The organism is Actinoplanes sp. NPDC004185 (genome assembly GCF_053603475.1).
Map to the genome: position 1 here is coordinate 17557 of NZ_JBSGFR010000026.1, position 16814 is coordinate 34370.

The 16814-nt window shown below is 73.2% G+C and carries 17 protein-coding genes; 7 read left to right on the forward strand and 10 right to left on the reverse strand.

What is annotated here, in order from left to right:
- Positions 1-26: 26 nt before the first annotated feature.
- Positions 27-455, forward strand: a complete 429-nt coding sequence (locus tag ACWEOZ_RS25540; protein WP_451913187.1) for a MarR family winged helix-turn-helix transcriptional regulator — start codon at positions 27-29, stop codon at positions 453-455.
- Here the strand turns inward: ACWEOZ_RS25540 and ACWEOZ_RS25545 are convergent.
- The 3 genes from ACWEOZ_RS25545 to eno form a co-directional block, all read right to left on the reverse strand.
- Positions 427-687 (reverse strand): DUF6069 family protein, encoded by a 261-nt coding sequence (locus ACWEOZ_RS25545; protein ID WP_451913188.1) that lies wholly within the window; start codon positions 685-687, stop codon positions 427-429. The two genes, ACWEOZ_RS25540 and ACWEOZ_RS25545, sit on opposite strands and share 29 nt — an antisense overlap.
- A gap of 26 nt (positions 688-713) precedes the next feature.
- Positions 714-1622 (reverse strand): S66 peptidase family protein, encoded by a 909-nt coding sequence (locus ACWEOZ_RS25550; protein ID WP_451913293.1) that lies wholly within the window; start codon positions 1620-1622, stop codon positions 714-716.
- A gap of 140 nt (positions 1623-1762) precedes the next feature.
- Positions 1763-3028 carry a phosphopyruvate hydratase gene (gene eno / locus ACWEOZ_RS25555; protein ID WP_451913189.1) on the reverse strand — a complete coding sequence of 422 codons (1266 nt, stop codon included), beginning with the start codon at positions 3026-3028 and terminating at the stop codon, positions 1763-1765.
- 91 nt (positions 3029-3119) lie between these two features.
- Between eno and ACWEOZ_RS25560 the strand changes: the two genes are divergently transcribed.
- Genes ACWEOZ_RS25560 through ACWEOZ_RS25570 form a run of 3 tightly spaced genes read left to right on the forward strand, consistent with a single transcriptional unit; the run spans position 3120 to position 6159 of the window.
- Positions 3120-4037: a MerR family transcriptional regulator gene (locus tag ACWEOZ_RS25560; RefSeq protein ID WP_451913190.1), complete on the forward strand. Its 918-nt coding sequence runs from the start codon at positions 3120-3122 to the stop codon at positions 4035-4037.
- Positions 4038-4048: 11 nt separating this feature from the next.
- Positions 4049-5197: a molybdopterin molybdotransferase MoeA gene (locus ACWEOZ_RS25565; protein WP_451913191.1), complete on the forward strand. Its 1149-nt coding sequence runs from the start codon at positions 4049-4051 to the stop codon at positions 5195-5197.
- Positions 5198-5247: 50 nt separating this feature from the next.
- On the forward strand, positions 5248-6159 hold the full coding sequence (locus tag ACWEOZ_RS25570; RefSeq protein ID WP_451913192.1) for an endonuclease/exonuclease/phosphatase family protein: 912 nt from the start codon (positions 5248-5250) through the stop codon (positions 6157-6159).
- Positions 6160-6186: 27 nt separating this feature from the next.
- On the opposite strand, the gene ACWEOZ_RS25575 is transcribed toward ACWEOZ_RS25570, so the two are convergent.
- Together ACWEOZ_RS25575 and ACWEOZ_RS25580 are read right to left on the reverse strand one after the other, a co-directional pair.
- Positions 6187-6831 (reverse strand): response regulator transcription factor, encoded by a 645-nt coding sequence (locus ACWEOZ_RS25575; protein ID WP_451913193.1) that lies wholly within the window; start codon positions 6829-6831, stop codon positions 6187-6189.
- A gap of 52 nt (positions 6832-6883) precedes the next feature.
- On the reverse strand, positions 6884-8488 hold the full coding sequence (locus tag ACWEOZ_RS25580; RefSeq protein ID WP_451913194.1) for a methyl-accepting chemotaxis protein: 1605 nt from the start codon (positions 8486-8488) through the stop codon (positions 6884-6886).
- A gap of 105 nt (positions 8489-8593) precedes the next feature.
- Between ACWEOZ_RS25580 and ACWEOZ_RS25585 the strand changes: the two genes are divergently transcribed.
- Both ACWEOZ_RS25585 and ACWEOZ_RS25590 read left to right on the forward strand, forming a co-directional pair.
- Positions 8594-9433: a patatin-like phospholipase family protein gene (locus tag ACWEOZ_RS25585; RefSeq protein ID WP_451913195.1), complete on the forward strand. Its 840-nt coding sequence runs from the start codon at positions 8594-8596 to the stop codon at positions 9431-9433.
- Positions 9434-9516: 83 nt separating this feature from the next.
- On the forward strand, positions 9517-9879 hold the full coding sequence (locus ACWEOZ_RS25590; RefSeq protein WP_451913196.1) for a DUF2203 domain-containing protein: 363 nt from the start codon (positions 9517-9519) through the stop codon (positions 9877-9879).
- Between the two features lie 22 nt (positions 9880-9901).
- On the opposite strand, the gene ACWEOZ_RS25595 is transcribed toward ACWEOZ_RS25590, so the two are convergent.
- Positions 9902-10696: a hypothetical protein gene (locus tag ACWEOZ_RS25595; protein ID WP_451913197.1), complete on the reverse strand. Its 795-nt coding sequence runs from the start codon at positions 10694-10696 to the stop codon at positions 9902-9904.
- 191 nt (positions 10697-10887) lie between these two features.
- Between ACWEOZ_RS25595 and ACWEOZ_RS25600 the strand changes: the two genes are divergently transcribed.
- Complete coding sequence (locus ACWEOZ_RS25600; RefSeq protein ID WP_451913198.1) at positions 10888-11187, forward strand: hypothetical protein; 300 nt, start codon at positions 10888-10890, stop codon at positions 11185-11187.
- Between the two features lie 46 nt (positions 11188-11233).
- Here the strand turns inward: ACWEOZ_RS25600 and ACWEOZ_RS25605 are convergent, their stop codons facing one another.
- The 4 genes from ACWEOZ_RS25605 to ACWEOZ_RS25620 all read right to left on the reverse strand — a co-directional run bounded on the left by ACWEOZ_RS25605 (position 11234) and on the right by ACWEOZ_RS25620 (position 16762).
- Positions 11234-12472: a cellulose binding domain-containing protein gene (locus tag ACWEOZ_RS25605; RefSeq protein WP_451913199.1), complete on the reverse strand. Its 1239-nt coding sequence runs from the start codon at positions 12470-12472 to the stop codon at positions 11234-11236.
- Positions 12469-13896, reverse strand: a complete 1428-nt coding sequence (locus tag ACWEOZ_RS25610) for a cellulose binding domain-containing protein (RefSeq protein WP_451913200.1) — start codon at positions 13894-13896, stop codon at positions 12469-12471. The genes ACWEOZ_RS25605 and ACWEOZ_RS25610 overlap by 4 nt, the downstream gene beginning before the upstream one ends.
- A 92-nt stretch (positions 13897-13988) precedes the next feature.
- A complete protein-coding gene (locus ACWEOZ_RS25615) occupies positions 13989-14270 on the reverse strand; it encodes a hypothetical protein (protein ID WP_451913201.1) in 282 nt (93 codons plus the stop codon).
- A gap of 110 nt (positions 14271-14380) precedes the next feature.
- Positions 14381-16762, reverse strand: a complete 2382-nt coding sequence (locus ACWEOZ_RS25620; protein ID WP_451913294.1) for a phosphoketolase family protein — start codon at positions 16760-16762, stop codon at positions 14381-14383.
- Positions 16763-16814: the final 52 nt, after the last annotated feature.

The window sequence follows — 16814 nt, forward strand, 5'->3', positions numbered from 1 at the left end:
TTAAGGATGTTGTTATGCTGCTCACCATGGGAAGATCCGTCCAGGAGGTCGGTCTGCTGGTCAAACGCCTGCAGCACCGCCACCACCGCGCGATGACCGCCGCCCTCAGCGACCTCGGCGTCTCCCTCGTGCAGTGGGACACCCTGCGCCACCTGCACGAGAACCCCGGCGCGTCGCTGCACGACCTGGCCCAGCTGACGTTCCAGACCGACCAGGCCTTCGGCACCCTGGCCACCCGGATGGCCGACCGCGGCCTCATCGAACGCGAGCCGGGGCCCGGCCGGGCCATCCGCCACCGCCTCACCGCCAAAGGCGACCGGATCCGGGTGGAGGGCGGGCGCCGGGCGGCCGGGGTGCTCACCCGAACCCTGGGTGGCCTGGACCCCGGAGAGCTCGATCAGCTCGGCGACCTGCTGGAACGCGCCCTCACCGACGGACCACCAGACGCCGGGTGACGACCGGGATGACGATGATCGCGGCGAGCACGTGGGCGCCGGCCAGCATCAGCATGGTCGAGATGGCGGTGGCACCCGCGAAGCCCGGACCGGCGAAGGACACAGCGGTCAGGGCGATCGTCGCCCACAGATAGGTGCGGGCCGGGCGGTCGGCGTACCGGCGGAGCAGCACGGCCAGGACGGTTCCCCAGAAGACAGAGACCGCCACGCCGAAGGCGAACAGGCCGGGCACGATCGGCCCGGCGGTCGAGGCGCCGATCAGGATCTGGCCGTCACGCCCGGGGCCATCCGGAGGGTGCCGGCCACCGTGTCGATCGTGGCCTTCGTGCCCAGCGGCACGGTCAGCTGCCCGTTGCCGTGGCCGATGCGCAGCCCGCCCAGCACCGGCACGCCCAGATCACCGACCCGGTCCTGGACCGCCTGGGCCGCCGTCCACTGGCCCTCGGTCACCGGGGCGTTGGTGAACTGGCCGATCGCGATGCCCTTGATCCCGCGCAGCGCGCCCGCCCGGCGCAACTGGGTCAGCATCCGGTCATAGCTGTACGGCGCCTCGTCGACGTCCTCGAACATCAGGATCGCCCCGGTCAGGTCCGGGAAGTCGCGGGTGCCGTAGCTGGTCTGCAGAATCGTCAGGTTGCCGCCCAGCAGCGTGCCCGTCGCCGTCCCCGGCACGTGCACCGCCGCGCTCGGCTCGGCCGGGTCGCGGGTCAGCACCACCGGGTCGGTCGTCATGATCGCCCGGCGCAGCGACTCGATCTCGACCGGGCCGGTGCGGGAGTCGGTCCAGTTGACCATCGGGCCGTAGAAGCTGACCAGCCGCGCGCTGCGCCACAGCCGGCCGATCAGCGCGGTCAGGTCGCTGAAGCCGACCAGGACGCGGGGGTCGCGGCGGACGGCGGCCAGGTCGAGCCCGTCCACGATGCGCTGGGTGCCGTAGCCGCCGCGGGCGGCGAAGACGCCCCGGACGCCGGGGTCGCGGAACGCCGCGTTCAGGTCGGCCAGGCGTGCCTCGTCGGTGCCGGCCAGGTAGCCGAACTTGTCGTTGACGTGGGCGCCCAGCTCGACCTCCAGGCCGAAGCCGCGCAGGATCTCGATGCCGCGGGCCAGGCGGGTGTCCGGCGCCGAGCCGGTGGCGACGACCCGCACCCGGTCGCCCGGGCGCAGCATCGGGGGCCGGACGGCGCGGCGGGGCGCGGCCTGGGCCGCTCCGGGGACGAGGGTGCCGCCGCCCGCGACGGCGGCGGCTCCCAGCAGAGTACGGCGCGTGATCGTCATCCTTCGCAGCGTGCCGTCCGGTCCGCCGGCGGTCAAGGACAGCCGGCGTACCGGGCGGTGTCGCCCAGCTCCTCCTCGATGCGGATGAGCTGGTTGTACTTCGCCGTACGGTCCGAACGCGACAGTGAGCCCGTCTTGATCTGGCCGCAGCCGACCGCCACGGCCAGGTCCGCGATGGTGGTGTCCTCGGTCTCGCCCGAGCGGTGGGACATGACCACCCGGTAGCCGGCCTTGTGGGCCGTGTCCACCGTGGCCAGTGTCTCGGTCAGGGTGCCGATCTGGTTGAGCTTCACCAGGATCGCGTTGGCGTAGCCGCCCTCGATCCCGGCCCGCAGCCGTCCGGCGTCGGTGCAGAAGACGTCGTCGCCGACCAGTTGCACCCGGTCGCCGGTGCGGGCGGTCAGCAGCTGCCAGCCGGTGATGTCGTCCTCGGCCATCGGGTCCTCCAGCGAGCTGATCGGGTAGCGGGCCAGCAGCTCTTCGAGATAGCCGACCTGCTCCTCGACCGTGCGGTCACGGCCCTCGCCGGCGTAGCGGTAACGTCCGGCGGAGAAGAACTCGGACGCGGCCGGGTCGAGGCAGATGCCGATGTCGGTGCCGGGCTTATAGCCGGTGTCCTCGATGGCCCGCAGCACGAATTCCAGGGCCTCGTCCGCGGTGGCGAACCGTGGCGCGAAGCCGCCCTCGTCACCGACGTTGGTGTTGTGCCCGGCCGCGGCCAGGGACTTCTTCAGGGTGTGGAAGACCTCGGCGCCCATCCGGACCGCCTCGAAGAAGGTCGGCGCGCCCACCGGCGCGATCATGAACTCCTGGAAGTCGAGCGGGTTGTCGGCGTGCGCGCCCCCGTTGACGATGTTCATCATCGGCACCGGCAGCAGGCGGGCACCGACCCCGCCGACGTAGCGGTAGAGCGGCTGGCGGTGCGCCTGCGCGGCCGCCTTCACCGTGGCCAGGGAGACACCGAGGATCGCGTTGGCGCCGAGGCGCGACTTGCCGGGCGTACCGTCGAGCTCGATCATCGTCCGGTCCACCCGGGCCTGGTCCTCGGCGTCCAGGCCGGTCACCGCCGCGGCGATCTCGCCGTTGACGGCGGCGACCGCCCGGCGCACCTCCCGGCCGTGGAAGCGGGCCGGGTCGCCGTCGCGCAGCTCGACCGCCTCGTGGGTGCCGGTCGACGCCCCGGACGGGACCGCCGCCCGGCCCCGGGAGCCGTCGGTGAGCATCACGTCGACCTCCACCGTCGGGTTGCCGCGGCTGTCGAGCACCTGCCGGCCGGTCACGCTTTCGATCGTCGTCATGGGGCCAGCCTGGCCAGCGGGGACGGGATGCGGAAGGGCGACGATGAACACCTTGACCCGTACCCGGGGGTGCGGGTTTAGGGTCGGTCGGATGCGGGTGGGTGAGCTGGCACGGCGGACCGGGACGACGGTCCGGGCGCTGCGATACTACGAGACGGCCGGGCTGGTCGTGCCGCGGCGGCTGGGCAACGGCTACCGCGAGTACGACCCCGTCGCCGTACGGCTGGTCGCGCAGATCCGCGAGCTCATGGCGCTGGGGCTCAGCGTCGAGGAGACCCGCCCGTTCGTGGAGTCGATCGCCTCCGGGGCCGGGGAGGCGGACGTGTGCGCGGCGGCGCTGGCCACGTATCGCAGCACCATCACCGGCCTGCAGGAACGCATCGGCCGGCTGACCGCCCAGCGGGAGGCCCTCGACGCCCGGCTCGACGAGGCCGCGGGTCGGGTCGTGATCGGCCGCCCGGCGCCGGGCGCGGATCCGGCCGCGCTGACCGGCCGCCGGATGCCGGCGCTGGCGTTCTACGGCACCGACGGACGGCCGGTGGATCTCGGTGCGCTGGGGCCGGGCCGCAGTGTCATCTTCGTGTATCCGCTGACCGGGCGTCCCGGCGTCGACCTGCCCAACGGGCTGCTGGAGATCGCGGGGGCGCGGGGCGGCACCGAGCAGGCCGCCTGGTTCCGCGACCATCACGCGGAGCTGCGCAGGGCCGGCGCAACCCGGGTCTACGGGCTCTCCGCGCAGTCGAGCGGCTATCAGCGGGAGCTCGTGCACCGGCTGCGGCTGCCCTATCCGCTGCTCCCCGATCCGCAGCTGACCTGCGCGCGGGCTCTGGGCCTGCCGACCTTCGCCGCCGGTGACATGACCCTGTACGAGCGCCTCACCCTGATCGTGGCCGACGGCCTGGTCGAGCACGTCTTCCACCCCATCCCCCAGCCGGCCTCGCACGCCCGGCAGGTGCTGCGCTGGCTCACCAAGCGCCGGTCGGCGGGCCGCGACGAGCACCGGATGTGACACTGGCAGCGATGCCAACCACCGACAGTGCCACCCCGTGGCGGGCCGCCCGCCTGATCGCCGCCCGGGCCGCCACCGCCCTGCCGGCCGAGGACGTCCCGCTGGACCGGGCGGTGGGCCGGGTGCTGGCCGCTCCGGTCCTGGCCCGCGCCGACCTGCCCGGCTTCGACACCGCGGCGATGGACGGTTATGCCGTGGCCGGCGCCGGCCCGTGGCAGGTCGTCGGGCGGATCCTGGCCGGAGCGCCGGGCCCGGCGCGCGAGCTCGAGGCGGGGCAGGCGGTGGAGATCATGACGGGTGCGCTCGTGCCCGCCGGGACGTCGGCGGTGCTGCCGTACGAGACCGCCGACCTGAACGGCACGACGCCCGCCGGGAAGCCGCACATCCGCCGGGCCGGTGAGGACGCCCGGGCCGGCAGCGAACTGGCCGGTGCGGGCCGGCTCGTCACGCCCGCGGTGGCCGGGTTGCTGGCCCAGGGCGGCGCCGACAGTGCGCCGGTGCACCGGCGGCCCCGGATCCGGCTGCTGGTCACCGGCGACGAGGTGGTCAGCTCCGGGGTCCCGGCCACCGGGCAGGTCCGCGACGTCTTCGGGCCGATGGTCCCGGCCCTGGCCGAGGCCGCGGGCGCGGTGGTGACCGAGCGGCTGGTGCTGCGCGACGATCCGGGCCTGCTGGCCGAGCGCCTGGCCGCCCCGGACGCCGACGTGGTCGTGGTGACCGGGTCGTCGTCGGCCGGCGCGGCCGACCATCTGCACCGGGTGCTGGAGAAGGTCGCCGCGCGGCGGCTCGTCGACCGGGTGGCCTGCCGGCCGGGCGGCCCGCAGCTGCTGGCCGCACTGCCGGGCGGGCGGTGGGTCACCGGGCTGCCGGGCAACCCGTTCGCCGGCCTCGTCGCGGCGGTCACGGTGCTGCAACCCCTGCTGTACGCCCTCACCGGCCGGTCCGCGCCGCTCGCCACCCGCCTGCCCGTGCGTGGCGACGTGGTCGTCACCGCGCCGGTGACCCGCCTGGTCCCCGTGCGCCTGGCCGGTGACCACGCCGTGGTGGTGGCCGGGAGCCGACCCGCGAGCCTGGCCGGTGCCGCCGCCGCGGACGCCCTGGCCGTGCTCGAGGACGGCTGGGCCGACGGCTCCCCCGCCGATCTGCTCCCGCTCGGCTGACCGGATCGCGTCCCGGCTCCGCGTCGCGCGACACTCATTAGGCTGGACGGATGGATCGACGGCAGGTGCGCGTGGGCAGTGCCCTGACCGCCGTCGCCGCCGTCACCCTGGCCGCGGTGCTGGCGCTGCACCGGCTGGTGCCCGGAGCGCTCGGCACGGCCCTGGACAGTGGGCTGCCCTGGCTGGGTCTGCTGGTGCCGGCCCTGCTCGCGGTGGCAGCGCTGCGCCGCTCGTCGCGGACCTTCGTCGTCTGCCTGCTGCCCGCGGTGTTCTGGACGGCGATGTTCGGGCCGGTGCTGGTGCCCCGCTCGACGGCCGACCACCACGACCTGCGGGTGGCGACGCTGAACCTGGGCGCGGAGAACCCGAGCCCCGGGCCGGCGGTCCGCGCGGTGCTGGCCGCGGCGCCCGACGTGCTGGTGCTGCAGGAGCTGACCCCGGCCAACCTCGCCGCGGCCCAGCGGGAGCTCGCCGGCGGGTACGCGTACCACGCGGTGACCGGCACCGTCGGGCTGTGGAGCACGCTGCCGCTGACCGGGACCGGCCCGGTCGACATCGGCATCGGCTGGACCCGGGCGCTGCGGGTCACCGTGCCCAGCGCCGACGGCCCGGTCCGCATCTACGCCGCGCATCTGGCCTCGGCCCGCCCGGCCGCCACCGCCGAACGCGACCAGACGATCGCCGCGCTGGCCGCTGCGGTCGCCGCCGACGAGAGCCCGCGGGTGCTGGTGGCCGGGGACCTGAACACCGCGACCACCGACCGGCAGTTCGACGCGTTCGCGCCGCTGCGCGACACCCAGCAGGAGGCCGGCGCGGGTTTCGGCTTCACCTGGCCGGCCGACCTGCCGGTGCTGCGCCCGGATCACATCCTGCAGCGCGGCATGTCGACCCAGCGGTCGTGGGTGCTGCGGGCGCCGGGCAGCGATCACCGGGCCGTGCTGGCCGAGCTCGACACCGCCTGAGCGCCGCGGCCGGGCCGGACCGCCGGGTCAGGCCGGGACGACGAGGCGGAAGCCGACGCCGCGGCGGTTCTCGATCCACTTGGCGTCGCCGAGCTTGCTGCGCAGGCTGGCCACGTGGAAGTCCAGCGTCTTGCCGGGACCGAGGAAGCCCGGATCCCACACGGTGTCGAGGATGTGCCGGCGGGCGACGACCGCGCCCGGGTCGGCGGCCAGCAGCACGAGCAGGTCGTACTCCTTGGGGGCGAGCGGGATCGGTACGCCGTGCAGGCGGATCTGCCGGTTGCGGGTGTCGATGGCCAGGGGCCCGTACCGGCGGACCGGTTCCTGGGCCGGCTCCCGGGGGGCCCGGCGGGTGACCGCGCGCATCCGGGCGACCAGCTCCGGCACCCGGTACGGCTGCGCCACGAGGTCCTCCACGCCCAGCTCGCGGCCGAGGCTGCGGTCGTGCACGCCACCGCGCCCGGTCAGCAGGATCATCGGGATGTCACCGTCGCCGCGCAGCTTGCGGCAGGCCTCGACACGGCCGGTGTCGCGCGCGCCGAGGTCGAACAGGACCACGTCGGGCGGCGCCGCGGCGAGTGCGGCCGCGCCGGTGGTGACGTGGTCCGCGGTGATGCCGTACCGGGCCAGGCCGTCGATCAGCGGTTCCGCGACCGACACGTCGTCTTCCACCAGCAGGACTCTCATGGGCGGTGATACGGCTGCGGAGGCCGAGCGGATGAATTCAGACCCGGTAGACCGCGACCGTGCTGCTGAGCTCGGCGGCCATCCGGGCCAGCTCGGCCGCGGTCTGCTGGGTCTCGGTGGCGCCGCTGGTGACCTGCTGGGCCGCCTCCGCGACGCCCGAGATCGTCTCCGCGATGCTGGCCGAGCCGGCCGCGGCGGTGCCCACGCTGTGCGCGATCTCGCCGGTGGTCGCGGTCTGCTCGGCCACCGCCGAGGCGATCGTGGTGGTGTAGCCGTTGATGGTGGTGATGACCTGGCCGATCTCGCGGATCGCCTCGACCGCGCCGTTGCTCTCGGCCTGGATCGAGGCCACCTGGGTGGAGATGTCCTCGGTGGCCCGGGCGGTCTCCTGGGCCAGGTCCTTGACCTCGCTGGCCACCACGGCGAAGCCCTTGCCCATCTCCCCGGCCCGGGCCGCCTCGATCGTCGCGTTGAGGGCGAGCAGGTTGGTCTGCTGGGCGATGGCGGTGATCAGCCTGACCACGTCACCGATCTGGGTCGAGGCCGCACCGAGGCGGGCCACGCTGGTGTTGGTCGCCTCGGCGGTGCGCGCGGCCCCGGCGGCCACCTCGGCCGCCTCGCCGGCGTTGTCGGCGATCGCCCGGATCGACACCCCCATCTCGTCGGCGCCGGCCGCGACTGCCCGGACGCTGTCCGACACCTGCCCGGCGGCCGAGGAGACCGTGCTGACCTGCACGGAGGTCTCCTCGGCGGAGGCCGAGAGCTGCAGCGACACGGCCGAGAGCTGCTCGGAGGCCGAGGCCAGCGTGTGGGAGCTGCCGCTGACCTTGCCGACCAGGCCGGCCATCGCCTCGGCGGTGGCGTTGAGCGTGTCCCCGAGCTGGGCGATCTCGTCGCGGCCGCCGACCCGGACCCGGGCGGTCAGGTCACCCTGACCGATCTGCTGGAGGGTACGCACACAGCGGGCCAGCGGCCGCACGATCAACCGGGCGATACCGGCCGCCAGCAGCAGGCCGGCCACCGCGCTGGCCACCAGCACGACGATGACCCAGAGCCGGGTGGAGCGGAACAGCTCCTCCGCCCCGGCCTCCTGAGCGGCGGCCTCCCGCACGGTGGCCTCGGACAGCGTGGCCAGGTCGGCCCGCAGGGCGCTGAGCTCGTTCTGCTGCGGACCCGAGCGCAGCGCCTCCAGCGCGGTGCGGTCACCGCCGGTCACGGCCGGGACGAGTTGGTCGTCCACCAGGGTCTGGTATCGCGCCCAGTGGCCCTCGAAGGTGGTGATCGCCGCACGTGACGCCGCACCCAGCGGGAAGGCCTCGTACTCCGCGGCGGTGGTGGCGACGCCCTGCTCGGCGTCTTTCAGAGCGGTGGCAGCGGACGAGCGTTGTGCGGCGTCGCGGGCCAGGATGAGGTCGTCGGCCGCGAGCCAGGCCAGGTTCGCCGCACTGCGCAGTTCCCCTATGGTGTGCAGCTCCAGGCTGTGCCCGTACACCGTCTCGACCTGGTCGTTGGTGCGGCTCAGGCTGCTGAGGGCGTAGGCGCCGTCGGCCACGCTGAACGCCGCGATGATCCCCACCGCGATCATGATCTTGGTGCCGACCCGCCGGTCCGTCAGCAGCCGCCACCGCAGGTTGTCCGCCACCTGATCAGCAAACCACCCGCCCCGGCCCCGACGAGCCGGAACGCCGCAGAAGCGGGTGTGACGCAGCTGCTTGTGAGGCGGCACGGCGGCCTGCACCCTGGGGGCATGGAGCTGACAGACCCCGGCCCGCCGGCCCGGGCCGAGCCGGTCCGCATCGGGCTGGCGCTCGGCGGCGGGGCGGTACGCGGCGCGGCCCACATCGGCGTGCTGAACATCCTCGACAAGGCCGGCCTGGCCCCGTCCGTGATCACCGGCTGCAGCGCCGGCGCCCTGGTCGGCGCCCTCTACGCGGCCGGGATGAGCACGCCGGACATCTCCGCGCTGGCCCGCACCCTGCACTGGACGCGCCTGGTGCGCCCGAGCATCACCGGCCGGTCGCTGTTCGAGACGTCCCGGCTGGGCACCTTCCTCGACAAGACGCTCGACGGCCGTTCCTTCGCTGACCTGGACCTGCCGTTCGCCACGGTGGCCTGCGAGCTCACCACCGCCCGGCGGGTGGTGCTGGACGAGGGCCCGGTGGCCAGCGCGGTCCTGGCCAGCTCGGCGATCCCGGGCGTCTTCCCGCCGGTGAGCCGCGACGACATGCTGCTGGTCGACGGCAGCCTGGTCGACATGGTCCCGGCCGCCCTGGCCCGCAGCATGGGCGCCGACATCGTGGTGGCGGTCGACGTGTCCGGCCCGTTGCCGCGCCGTCCGCCGAAGACCATGGTGCAGATCATGGTGGCGGTCAGCACCCTGCACCCCGGCGTGGAGGGACAGCTGGCCCGCGACGCGGACCTGGTGCTGACGCCGGACGTCGACGCGTACGCGTTCTGGGAGCTGTCCCGGATGAGCGAGTTCGAACAGGCCGGCGAGGCCGCCGCCGAGGAGTCCCTGCCCCTGGTGCAGGCGCTGGTGCAGGTGGCCGAGGCCCGTGCGGCCTGGCGCAACCGGCAGCACCCCTGAGGACGTGCCGGCCCGCGCATACCCGTCGGCGACCTCCCGACCTCAACGCTGCGCGGCCCACCCTGGGTGACAGACTTGCGGCCATGGGGTTGTTCACGCCGGCGCAGGCCCGCAGCGAGCTGGCCCGGCTGCGGCCGGTGCTCGACGAGCTGGTCGTCGTCCGGGCCGACATGGTCGAGCTGTCCGCCGCGCTGGCCGTCGGGGGCACGCCGACGCCGCTGGGCGGGCTGCCCGAGCAGAAGGCGGCCGAGGCCCGGCTCAACGAGCTGATGACCGAGGTGCAGGAGACCGGGGCCGAGCTCAAGGGCGTCGCGCCGTTGCTGGTCGACTTCCCGGCCGATCTCGACGGGGTGCCGGTGCTGCTGTGCTGGCTCGAGGGCGAGACCGAGCTCGGCTGGTACCACCGCCTCGACCTGGGTTTCGCGGGCCGGCGCCGGCTGCCCTGACGAGCGGCCGGCGCCGGCGCGCTCAGGAGTCGGAGGGCAGCTGCCGGCGGCCGAACTCAAGGGTGTCGAGGTCGCCGTAGAACTGATCGGTGTCGATGTCGCTCTGGTCGGCCCTGATGCGTTTGCCGCCGATGACCACGGCGCCGCTGGGCAGGATGTCCGCCAGCGGACCGGTCCGCTGCGCGGGCGGCAGCACCTGACGGCCGGTCGTGCGGTCGTGGACGCGGATCTGGAACAGCACCGGGGACAGCCGTACGCAGGTCACCCGGTACCACCGGCCCACCGTCAGCTGGAAGTCCTCGGGCCCGGCCGGCAGCAGGACGAACCGGGTGCCGTCCGACCAGCGGCACGAGGGCCGGCCGTAGTCGACCTGCATCTTCCACTGGCTGACGCCCGCCCCCGCCGCGCCGAACTGGAAGACGTTCATGCCGGCGTGCGGGGACGGCGGCTCGGTGAGGCGGATGTCGGCGCCGAACACGAACCGTCCCTCGCCACCGTCGTCCGGGACCAGCGTGACGGTGCGGACCGGCTGGACGATCGCTTGTGGACAGGGCGCGACGGTGCAGCTGCCGCCCGGGAAGCGCAGGAACGGGTCGCCGCCGGGTCCGGCCACCGAGGTCACGGCACCGCCGCCGCCGGTGCGGATGCTGCCGGGCAGATCGTTGCCGCTGCTGTCGGCGACCTGGGTGGCGGTCACCAGGTCGCCGGCGTAGCGCAGTTCCAGGGTTCCCGGCGGTGGTGCCGCCACCGCGGGACCGGCCAGGGCGAGGACGAGCACGGCCACGGCGCCGCTCGTCGCTGAGCGCAGAAGGTTCATGGTGCCGAGTGCAGCGGAGCCGGCCGCGGTGGACAAGGCGCAGCGGTGCGACAGGCAGGGCCGTACCCGATCGGGGTCGTCCGGCTGTCGTATCGTGGGGTGACGTCGCAGGCCACGTCGGAGGTGATCACGGTGCACCGGTGCTCATGACAGCCCCATCCCGGGGTGTCACGGAGCCGAAAGGCGACCGTATGAGCAGGACCGACAAGACCAGGCCGTGGTGGGTGAAGCTGGCCGAGCGGCCGATGGTGACCTGCCGGCCGCAGCACGATCACCGCTTCGGCGTGTGCACGCTGCCGGACCGGGTCGACGCCACGACACCGGTCGACCGCCCCCGGCGGGGCTGCTACTGGGTGGTGACCGCCCGTTACGCGGACACCATGCACAACGGCTGCCGCTCATGCACGGGTTACTACTTCCGCCGCGAGGACCGTCGCCGCAGCCGTCATGAGACGCGCCGCGAGCTGCGCGGCTATCACGGCGAGGACTGACGGGCCGGCGGCCGGGCCGGTCCGGCCCGGCCGCTGCATCCCGCGGTCAGCGCAGGTACGAGGCCAGCGCGATGCCCTGTTCCCGCAGCGCGGCGGCGATCAGGGCGGCGATCTGCCGGGCCCCCGCGGTCTCGAAGTGGGTGTGGTCGTTGCAGAAGAAGGCACCGACCGCGCCGGCGTTGTAGTCACCGTTGTTCGGGCACAGCTTGAGCGAGTTGTACAACGCGACGCTGCGCTGGTGCAGATCGATCAGCGGCACGCCGTTGGCGGTGGCGGCGTTGCGTGTCTCGGTGAGGAAGCCGCGGTTGCCCACGGCGGTGCTGCCGCTGCAGGTGATCGCGGCGACCGGGGTCACGAGGATCGGCGTGGCGCCGCGCGCCTTGGCGGCCTGGGCCATCATGCCGAGCAGTTGCTGGTAACGGGCGGCGCCGACGTGCCGGGGGCAGGCGGAGTCGCCGTCGTTGATACCGAACTGGATGAACAGGTAGTCGCCCGCCCGCATCCCGTTGGTGGCATCGAGCATGGTGGTCCACCGCGAGCTGAAGGTGGTCGGGCTGACGATGCACTCACCGGCGGCGTTCTTGGTGCCGGTGACGTTGCCCTCGTAGAGCCACGTCTGGATGCTGCGGCCGCCGACCGCGCTGTTCTGCACGGTGACGTCGCTGGTGAAGTACGGCGCGAACTGGCCGCCCCAGCCGACCGGGCAGGTGCCGGCGTTCGCCATGGTGGAGTCACCGGCCATCCAGATCTTGACCCGCGTGGCCGGTGCCGGCGGTGAGACCGGCGGGGTGCTCGGGCCGGTGCAGGGCGTCGGCGACGGCGTGCCGGGGGTCGGCGAAACCGTACCGCCGGTCGGTGACGGCGTGCCGGCCGGGCCGCCGCAGAGGGTGCCGTTGAAGGTGAACGACGCCGGTACGGGGTTGCTGCCGGTGTGGCTGCCGTTGAAGCCGAAGGTGACCGACGCCCCGGACGCCACCGCGCTGTTGTAGCTCACGCCGGTGGCGGTGACCGCCGGCCCGGCTGCCGTGACGGTGGCGTTCCAGGCCTGGGTGATGCCCTGGCCGGGCGCCAGCGTCCAGCCGAGCGTCCAGCCGGTCACCGCGTCGCCCAGGTTGGTGACAGTGACGTCGGCACCGAATCCCGTACCCCACTGGCTGGTGACCTTGTAGTCGACGCGGCAGGCCGGGGCCGCCGCGGCCTGCGCCGTGGTGATGCCGACGCTGCCGGTCAGGACGGTCAGGGTCGTGGCGATCAACAGCGCGAGGCGCCGCCGGGAAAACGTCATGGAGTGCTCCTGGAGGACAAGGCCGAGGCGGCAGTGCATGCCGTGCCGTTGAGGGCGAAGCCGGTCGCGCCGCTCTGCGCGCTGTCGGCGATGAAGCCGAAGCTGGTGGCGCCGCCCGCGGGGATCTGCCCGTTCCAGGCGACGTTGACCGCGCCGGCGCTCGGGCCGGACTGGGTGGTGGTGGCGTTCCACGCCTGGGAGATCTTCTGGCCGGCGGGCAGCGTCCAGGTCAGCGTCCAACCGGCGACCGGCGCGGTCGACGTGTTGCGGATGGTGACGTCGAACTGCGCGCCGCCGGTCCACTCGCTGGTCCTGGCGTACGTGATCGCGCAGGCCCCGGTCGGCGGGGGCGGCGTCGCCGACGGGGGTGCCGACGGGGAACCGGTCGGTGACACCGTCGGCGACGGGGAGGTGCTGGTGCCGATCCTCTCGGTGATGATCGGTGCGAGCCGGGCCGCGATGGCCTGGTGACCGGCGTCGTTGGGGTGCACGTTGTCGCTGAGTCCGCCGGCGGGCACCCAGCCGTCGGTGGGCACGAAGAAGGTGTTGCGGTCGCCGGCGGACGTGACGGTCTGCACGGCTGCCTGGGTCTGCGCCGCGTACCGCTTGGTGAAGGTCTGCAGGGCCAGGATCGCGGCCTGCGGGTAGCGGGCGCGGATGTCGCGCAGCAGCTGGGTGTAGACGGTCTGGAACGTGGTGCTGCTGACGCCGTGCCCGACGTCGTTGGTGCCGAGATTGATCACGACGGCGTCGGCCCGGTAGCGGGAGAAGTCCCACAGCGGTGACCCGGCCGCGGTGTTGTTGCGCAGGAACCGGTCGGCCATGCCGGTGCAGCCGTCCGCGGCGCTGACCAGGCAGGCCCCGCCCTCGGCGATCTGCGTGTGCGCCGCGCCGAGCCGCTCGCCGGTCAGCCACCCGTACGCGGTGAGCGCGTTCTTCGACGACGTGGTGCCGACGGTGATCGAGTCGCCGATGAACTCGACCAGCCGGGCGGGCCGGGGCGGGGCGACCGTGGTGGCACCGCTGTCGAGCACGAGCCCCTGGAAGACGGCATCGCCGTGGTAGGACCCGGCGACCACGCGGTAGGAGACCCGCAGCGTGTGGTTACCGGCCCGCAGCGGCGCCGGGGTGAGGTTCACCGTGCCGCTGACGTTGCTCAGGTAGACATCGGCACCGCCGTCGATGCTGTAGTAGAGGTCGATGGCGGCCCGCTGTCTCAGAGCGACCCTGGTGCCGGTGAAGCCGGTGACGAGATAGGCGCCGGCGAAGTGCGGCACGACGGCGGCGGGGTTCGCGGTGTCCCAGCGCCCGTAGAAGGCGATGTTGGGGTCGCGCGGTGAGCCGTCGCCCGCGGCCGCCTGCGCCGCCGGGCCGAGCAACAGCGCCGCGGCGGAGAGGACAAGAACAGTCAGCCACCGTCGCATCGGCCGTCTCCTCAGGATTGGGAGCGCTCCCAATCGGGAGGTGGCCTCATCGTCGGTCGCCGATCGATGCTTGTCAATGGAGGTCCGCCGGGTCAGTCCTCCCGGGGTACCGACAACGGGTGGCGGTCCGCGTCGCGTTCGGCCAGCCGCTGCACCGCCCGCCGGTACTGCGGCCCGGTGATCTCGCCGTCCAGCAACTGCCGGGCCAGGACACCCTCCAGCGTCTCCGGCACCGCCGGCACGGGCACCACCTCGGCCTCGGCCGGCTCGGCCGAGCCGTCCTGGTCCGCGCCCTTGACGGCCGACCACGCGGTCGCCACGACGATGGCCGCCAGCGTGATCGTCAGCAGCACCATGAAGATCATCGTCGCCATCACCTCCCGGCACCATCTTGGTTCCGTTCGACCCGGCAGACCAGAGCCGAACGTCCCATTGCACGGAAGGCGGCACCGGCCGGAGCCGGTGCCGCCGCCGGACGACCGGGTCAGCCCTGCTGAGCCCAGTCGCCCAGGGTCCAGTCGCGGACCTCGGGCATGTCCTCCAGGTGCTCCACCACATAGGTCTCGTGCTTGGCCAGCTGCTGCTCGCACCAGGTCTTGAGCTCGCTCGCCCCGCGCGGCAGCCGCTTGGCGTTGTTGATCGCGTCCATCACCAGGTGGTAGCGCGACGCCTTGTTGCGCACCGTCATGTCGAACGGTGTGGTCGTCGTGCCCTGCTCGATGAAGCCGCGGACCCGGAACCGGTCGGCGTCGGGGCGGCCGTGCACCAGCTGGTGGATGGCGCCCGGGTAGCCGTGGAAGGAGAAGACCACGTCGACCGTGTCGGTGAACAGCTCGGTGAACATCGTCCCGCTCATGCCGTGCGGGTGGTCCTTCGGGCGTACCAGGGTCATCAGGTCGACCACGTTGACCACCCGGACCTTCAGTCCGGGCAGCTTCTCCTTGAGGATCTGGGCCGCCGCCACGGTCTCCATGGTCACCACGTCGCCGGCGCAGGCCAGCACGATGTCGGGGTCGCTGGTGCCATCGTCGGTGCCGGCCCACTCCCAGATGCCCGCGCCCCGCGCGCAGTGCTCGACCGCCTCGTCCATGGTGAGGAACTGCAGCTGGGGCTGCTTGTCGATGACGATCAGGTTGATGTACGAGCGGGACCGGAAGCAGTGGTCGGCCACCGACAGCAGCGTGTTGGCGTCCGGCGGCAGGTAGACCCGGGCCACGTCGCCGCGCTGGGTCAGCACGACCTGGATCAGGCCGGGGCCCTGGTGCGAGAAGCCGTTGTGGTCGTTGCGCCAGGCGGTCGAGGTCAGCAGCACGTTCAGGCTGGGCACCTTGGCCCGCCACGGCAGGTTCCTGGCCTCCTGCAGCCACTTGCCGTGCTGGACCGTCTGCGAGGCGCTGACCATCGCGAACGCCTCGTAGGTGGCGAACATGCCGTGCCGGCCGGTGAGGGTGTAACCCTCCAGCCAGCCGTGGCAGTTGTGCTCGGAGAGCACCTCCATCACCCGGCCGTCCCGGCTGATCTTGACGTCCTCGTCGGTGACGTGCTCCATGAAGCCGCGGTCGGAGACCTCGAAGACGGCACCGAGGCGGTTGCTGTTCGTCTCGTCCGGGCAGAACAGCCGGAAGCTGTACGGGTTGCGCGCGTAGATGTCGCGCATCAGCTCGCCCAGCTTGCGGGTCGACTCGGCGTGCTGGGCCGCCGGGCGGGGCACCTCGACGGCGTAGTCGCGGAAGTCGGGCAGGTCGAGGTCCTCGGTGAGCCGGCCGCCGTTGGCGTGCGGGCTGGCGCTCATCCGCAGGTCACCCTCGGGAGCCAGGGCGCGCACGAGCTCGGTCGGTGCGCCGTCGGCGTCGAACAGCTCCTCCGGCCGGTACGAGCGCAGCCAGGTGTCCAGGATGGCCAGGTGCTCGGGGTTGTCGCGGACACCGGAGAGCGGCACCTGGTGCGAGCGCCAGGTGCCCGTCACCTTGATACCGTCCACCTCGGCCGGACCGGTCCAGCCCTTGGGCGAGCGCAGGATGATGAGCGGCCAGCGCGGCCGGGAGCCGTCCCACTCGCCGTCGCGGGCCGAGCGCTGAATGGCCCGGATCTTGCCCCAGGCCTCGGCCAGGGCGGCGGCGAAGCGGTGATGCATGCCGGGCAGGTCCTCGCCCTCGACCTCGATGATCTCGTACCCGTGGCCCTGCAGCAGCGCGCGCACCTCGGCCGGGTCCTTGCGGGCCAGCACGGTGGGTCCGGCGATCTTGGCCCCGTTGAGGTGCAGGATCGGCAGCACCGCGCCGTCACGGGCCGGGTTGAGGAAGGAGACGCCCTTCCAGGATCCCTCCAGCGGCCCGGTCTCGGCCTCACCGTCACCGACCACGGCGACCGCCAGCAGATCGGGGTTGTCCATGACGGCGCCGAACGCGTGGACCAGCACGTAGCCCAGCTCACCGCCCTCGTGGATCGAGCCCGGCGTCGTCACCGACACGTGGCTCGGGATGCCGCCCGGGCTGGAGAACTGCCGGAACAGCCGCAGCATGCCGGCCTCGTCCTGGGAGACGTCCGGGTAGATCTCGCTGTAGGTGCCCTCCAGGTAGCCGGCGGCGACCAGCGCCGGGCCGCCGTGGCCGGGCCCGGCGAGATAGATCGACTGCTGACCGGTACGCCGGATCAGGCGCGACACGTGCGCGTAGATCAGCGACAGCCCCGGGCTGGTCCCCCAGTGCCCGAGCAGCCGCGGCTTGATGTGCTCGGACGCCAGCGGCTCGCGCAGCAGAGGATTGCCGCCCAGGTAGATCTGGCCGATGGTCAGATAGTTGTTGGCCCGCCACCAGGCGTCCAACTGGGCGATCTCCGTGTCGTCCGGAGCGGCGAGCGCGCGCACCAGTTCGTCGTCGCGGGTGCCGGCCTGGTGTTCCGATACGGCGGTCACGGTG

Excerpts from the sequence above, each read along its gene's own strand:
- ACWEOZ_RS25615 (WP_451913201.1), bottom strand. The coding sequence starts at position 14,270 with ATGGCGACGATGATCTTCATGGTGCTGCTGACGATCACGCTGGCGGCC.
- ACWEOZ_RS25565 (WP_451913191.1), top strand. The coding sequence starts at position 4,049 with ATGCCAACCACCGACAGTGCCACCCCGTGGCGGGCCGCCCGCCTGATC.
- ACWEOZ_RS25550 (WP_451913293.1), bottom strand. The coding sequence starts at position 1,622 with ATGCTGCGCCCGGGCGACCGGGTGCGGGTCGTCGCCACCGGCTCGGCG.
- ACWEOZ_RS25585 (WP_451913195.1), top strand. The coding sequence starts at position 8,594 with ATGGAGCTGACAGACCCCGGCCCGCCGGCCCGGGCCGAGCCGGTCCGC.
- ACWEOZ_RS25600 (WP_451913198.1), top strand. The coding sequence starts at position 10,888 with ATGAGCAGGACCGACAAGACCAGGCCGTGGTGGGTGAAGCTGGCCGAG.
- ACWEOZ_RS25540 (WP_451913187.1), top strand. The coding sequence starts at position 27 with ATGGGAAGATCCGTCCAGGAGGTCGGTCTGCTGGTCAAACGCCTGCAG.
- ACWEOZ_RS25595 (WP_451913197.1), bottom strand. The coding sequence starts at position 10,696 with ATGAACCTTCTGCGCTCAGCGACGAGCGGCGCCGTGGCCGTGCTCGTC.
- ACWEOZ_RS25590 (WP_451913196.1), top strand. The coding sequence starts at position 9,517 with ATGGGGTTGTTCACGCCGGCGCAGGCCCGCAGCGAGCTGGCCCGGCTG.
- ACWEOZ_RS25570 (WP_451913192.1), top strand. The coding sequence starts at position 5,248 with ATGGATCGACGGCAGGTGCGCGTGGGCAGTGCCCTGACCGCCGTCGCC.
- eno (WP_451913189.1), bottom strand. The coding sequence starts at position 3,028 with ATGACGACGATCGAAAGCGTGACCGGCCGGCAGGTGCTCGACAGCCGC.
- ACWEOZ_RS25605 (WP_451913199.1), bottom strand. The coding sequence starts at position 12,472 with ATGACGTTTTCCCGGCGGCGCCTCGCGCTGTTGATCGCCACGACCCTG.
- ACWEOZ_RS25610 (WP_451913200.1), bottom strand. The coding sequence starts at position 13,896 with ATGCGACGGTGGCTGACTGTTCTTGTCCTCTCCGCCGCGGCGCTGTTG.
- ACWEOZ_RS25560 (WP_451913190.1), top strand. The coding sequence starts at position 3,120 with ATGCGGGTGGGTGAGCTGGCACGGCGGACCGGGACGACGGTCCGGGCG.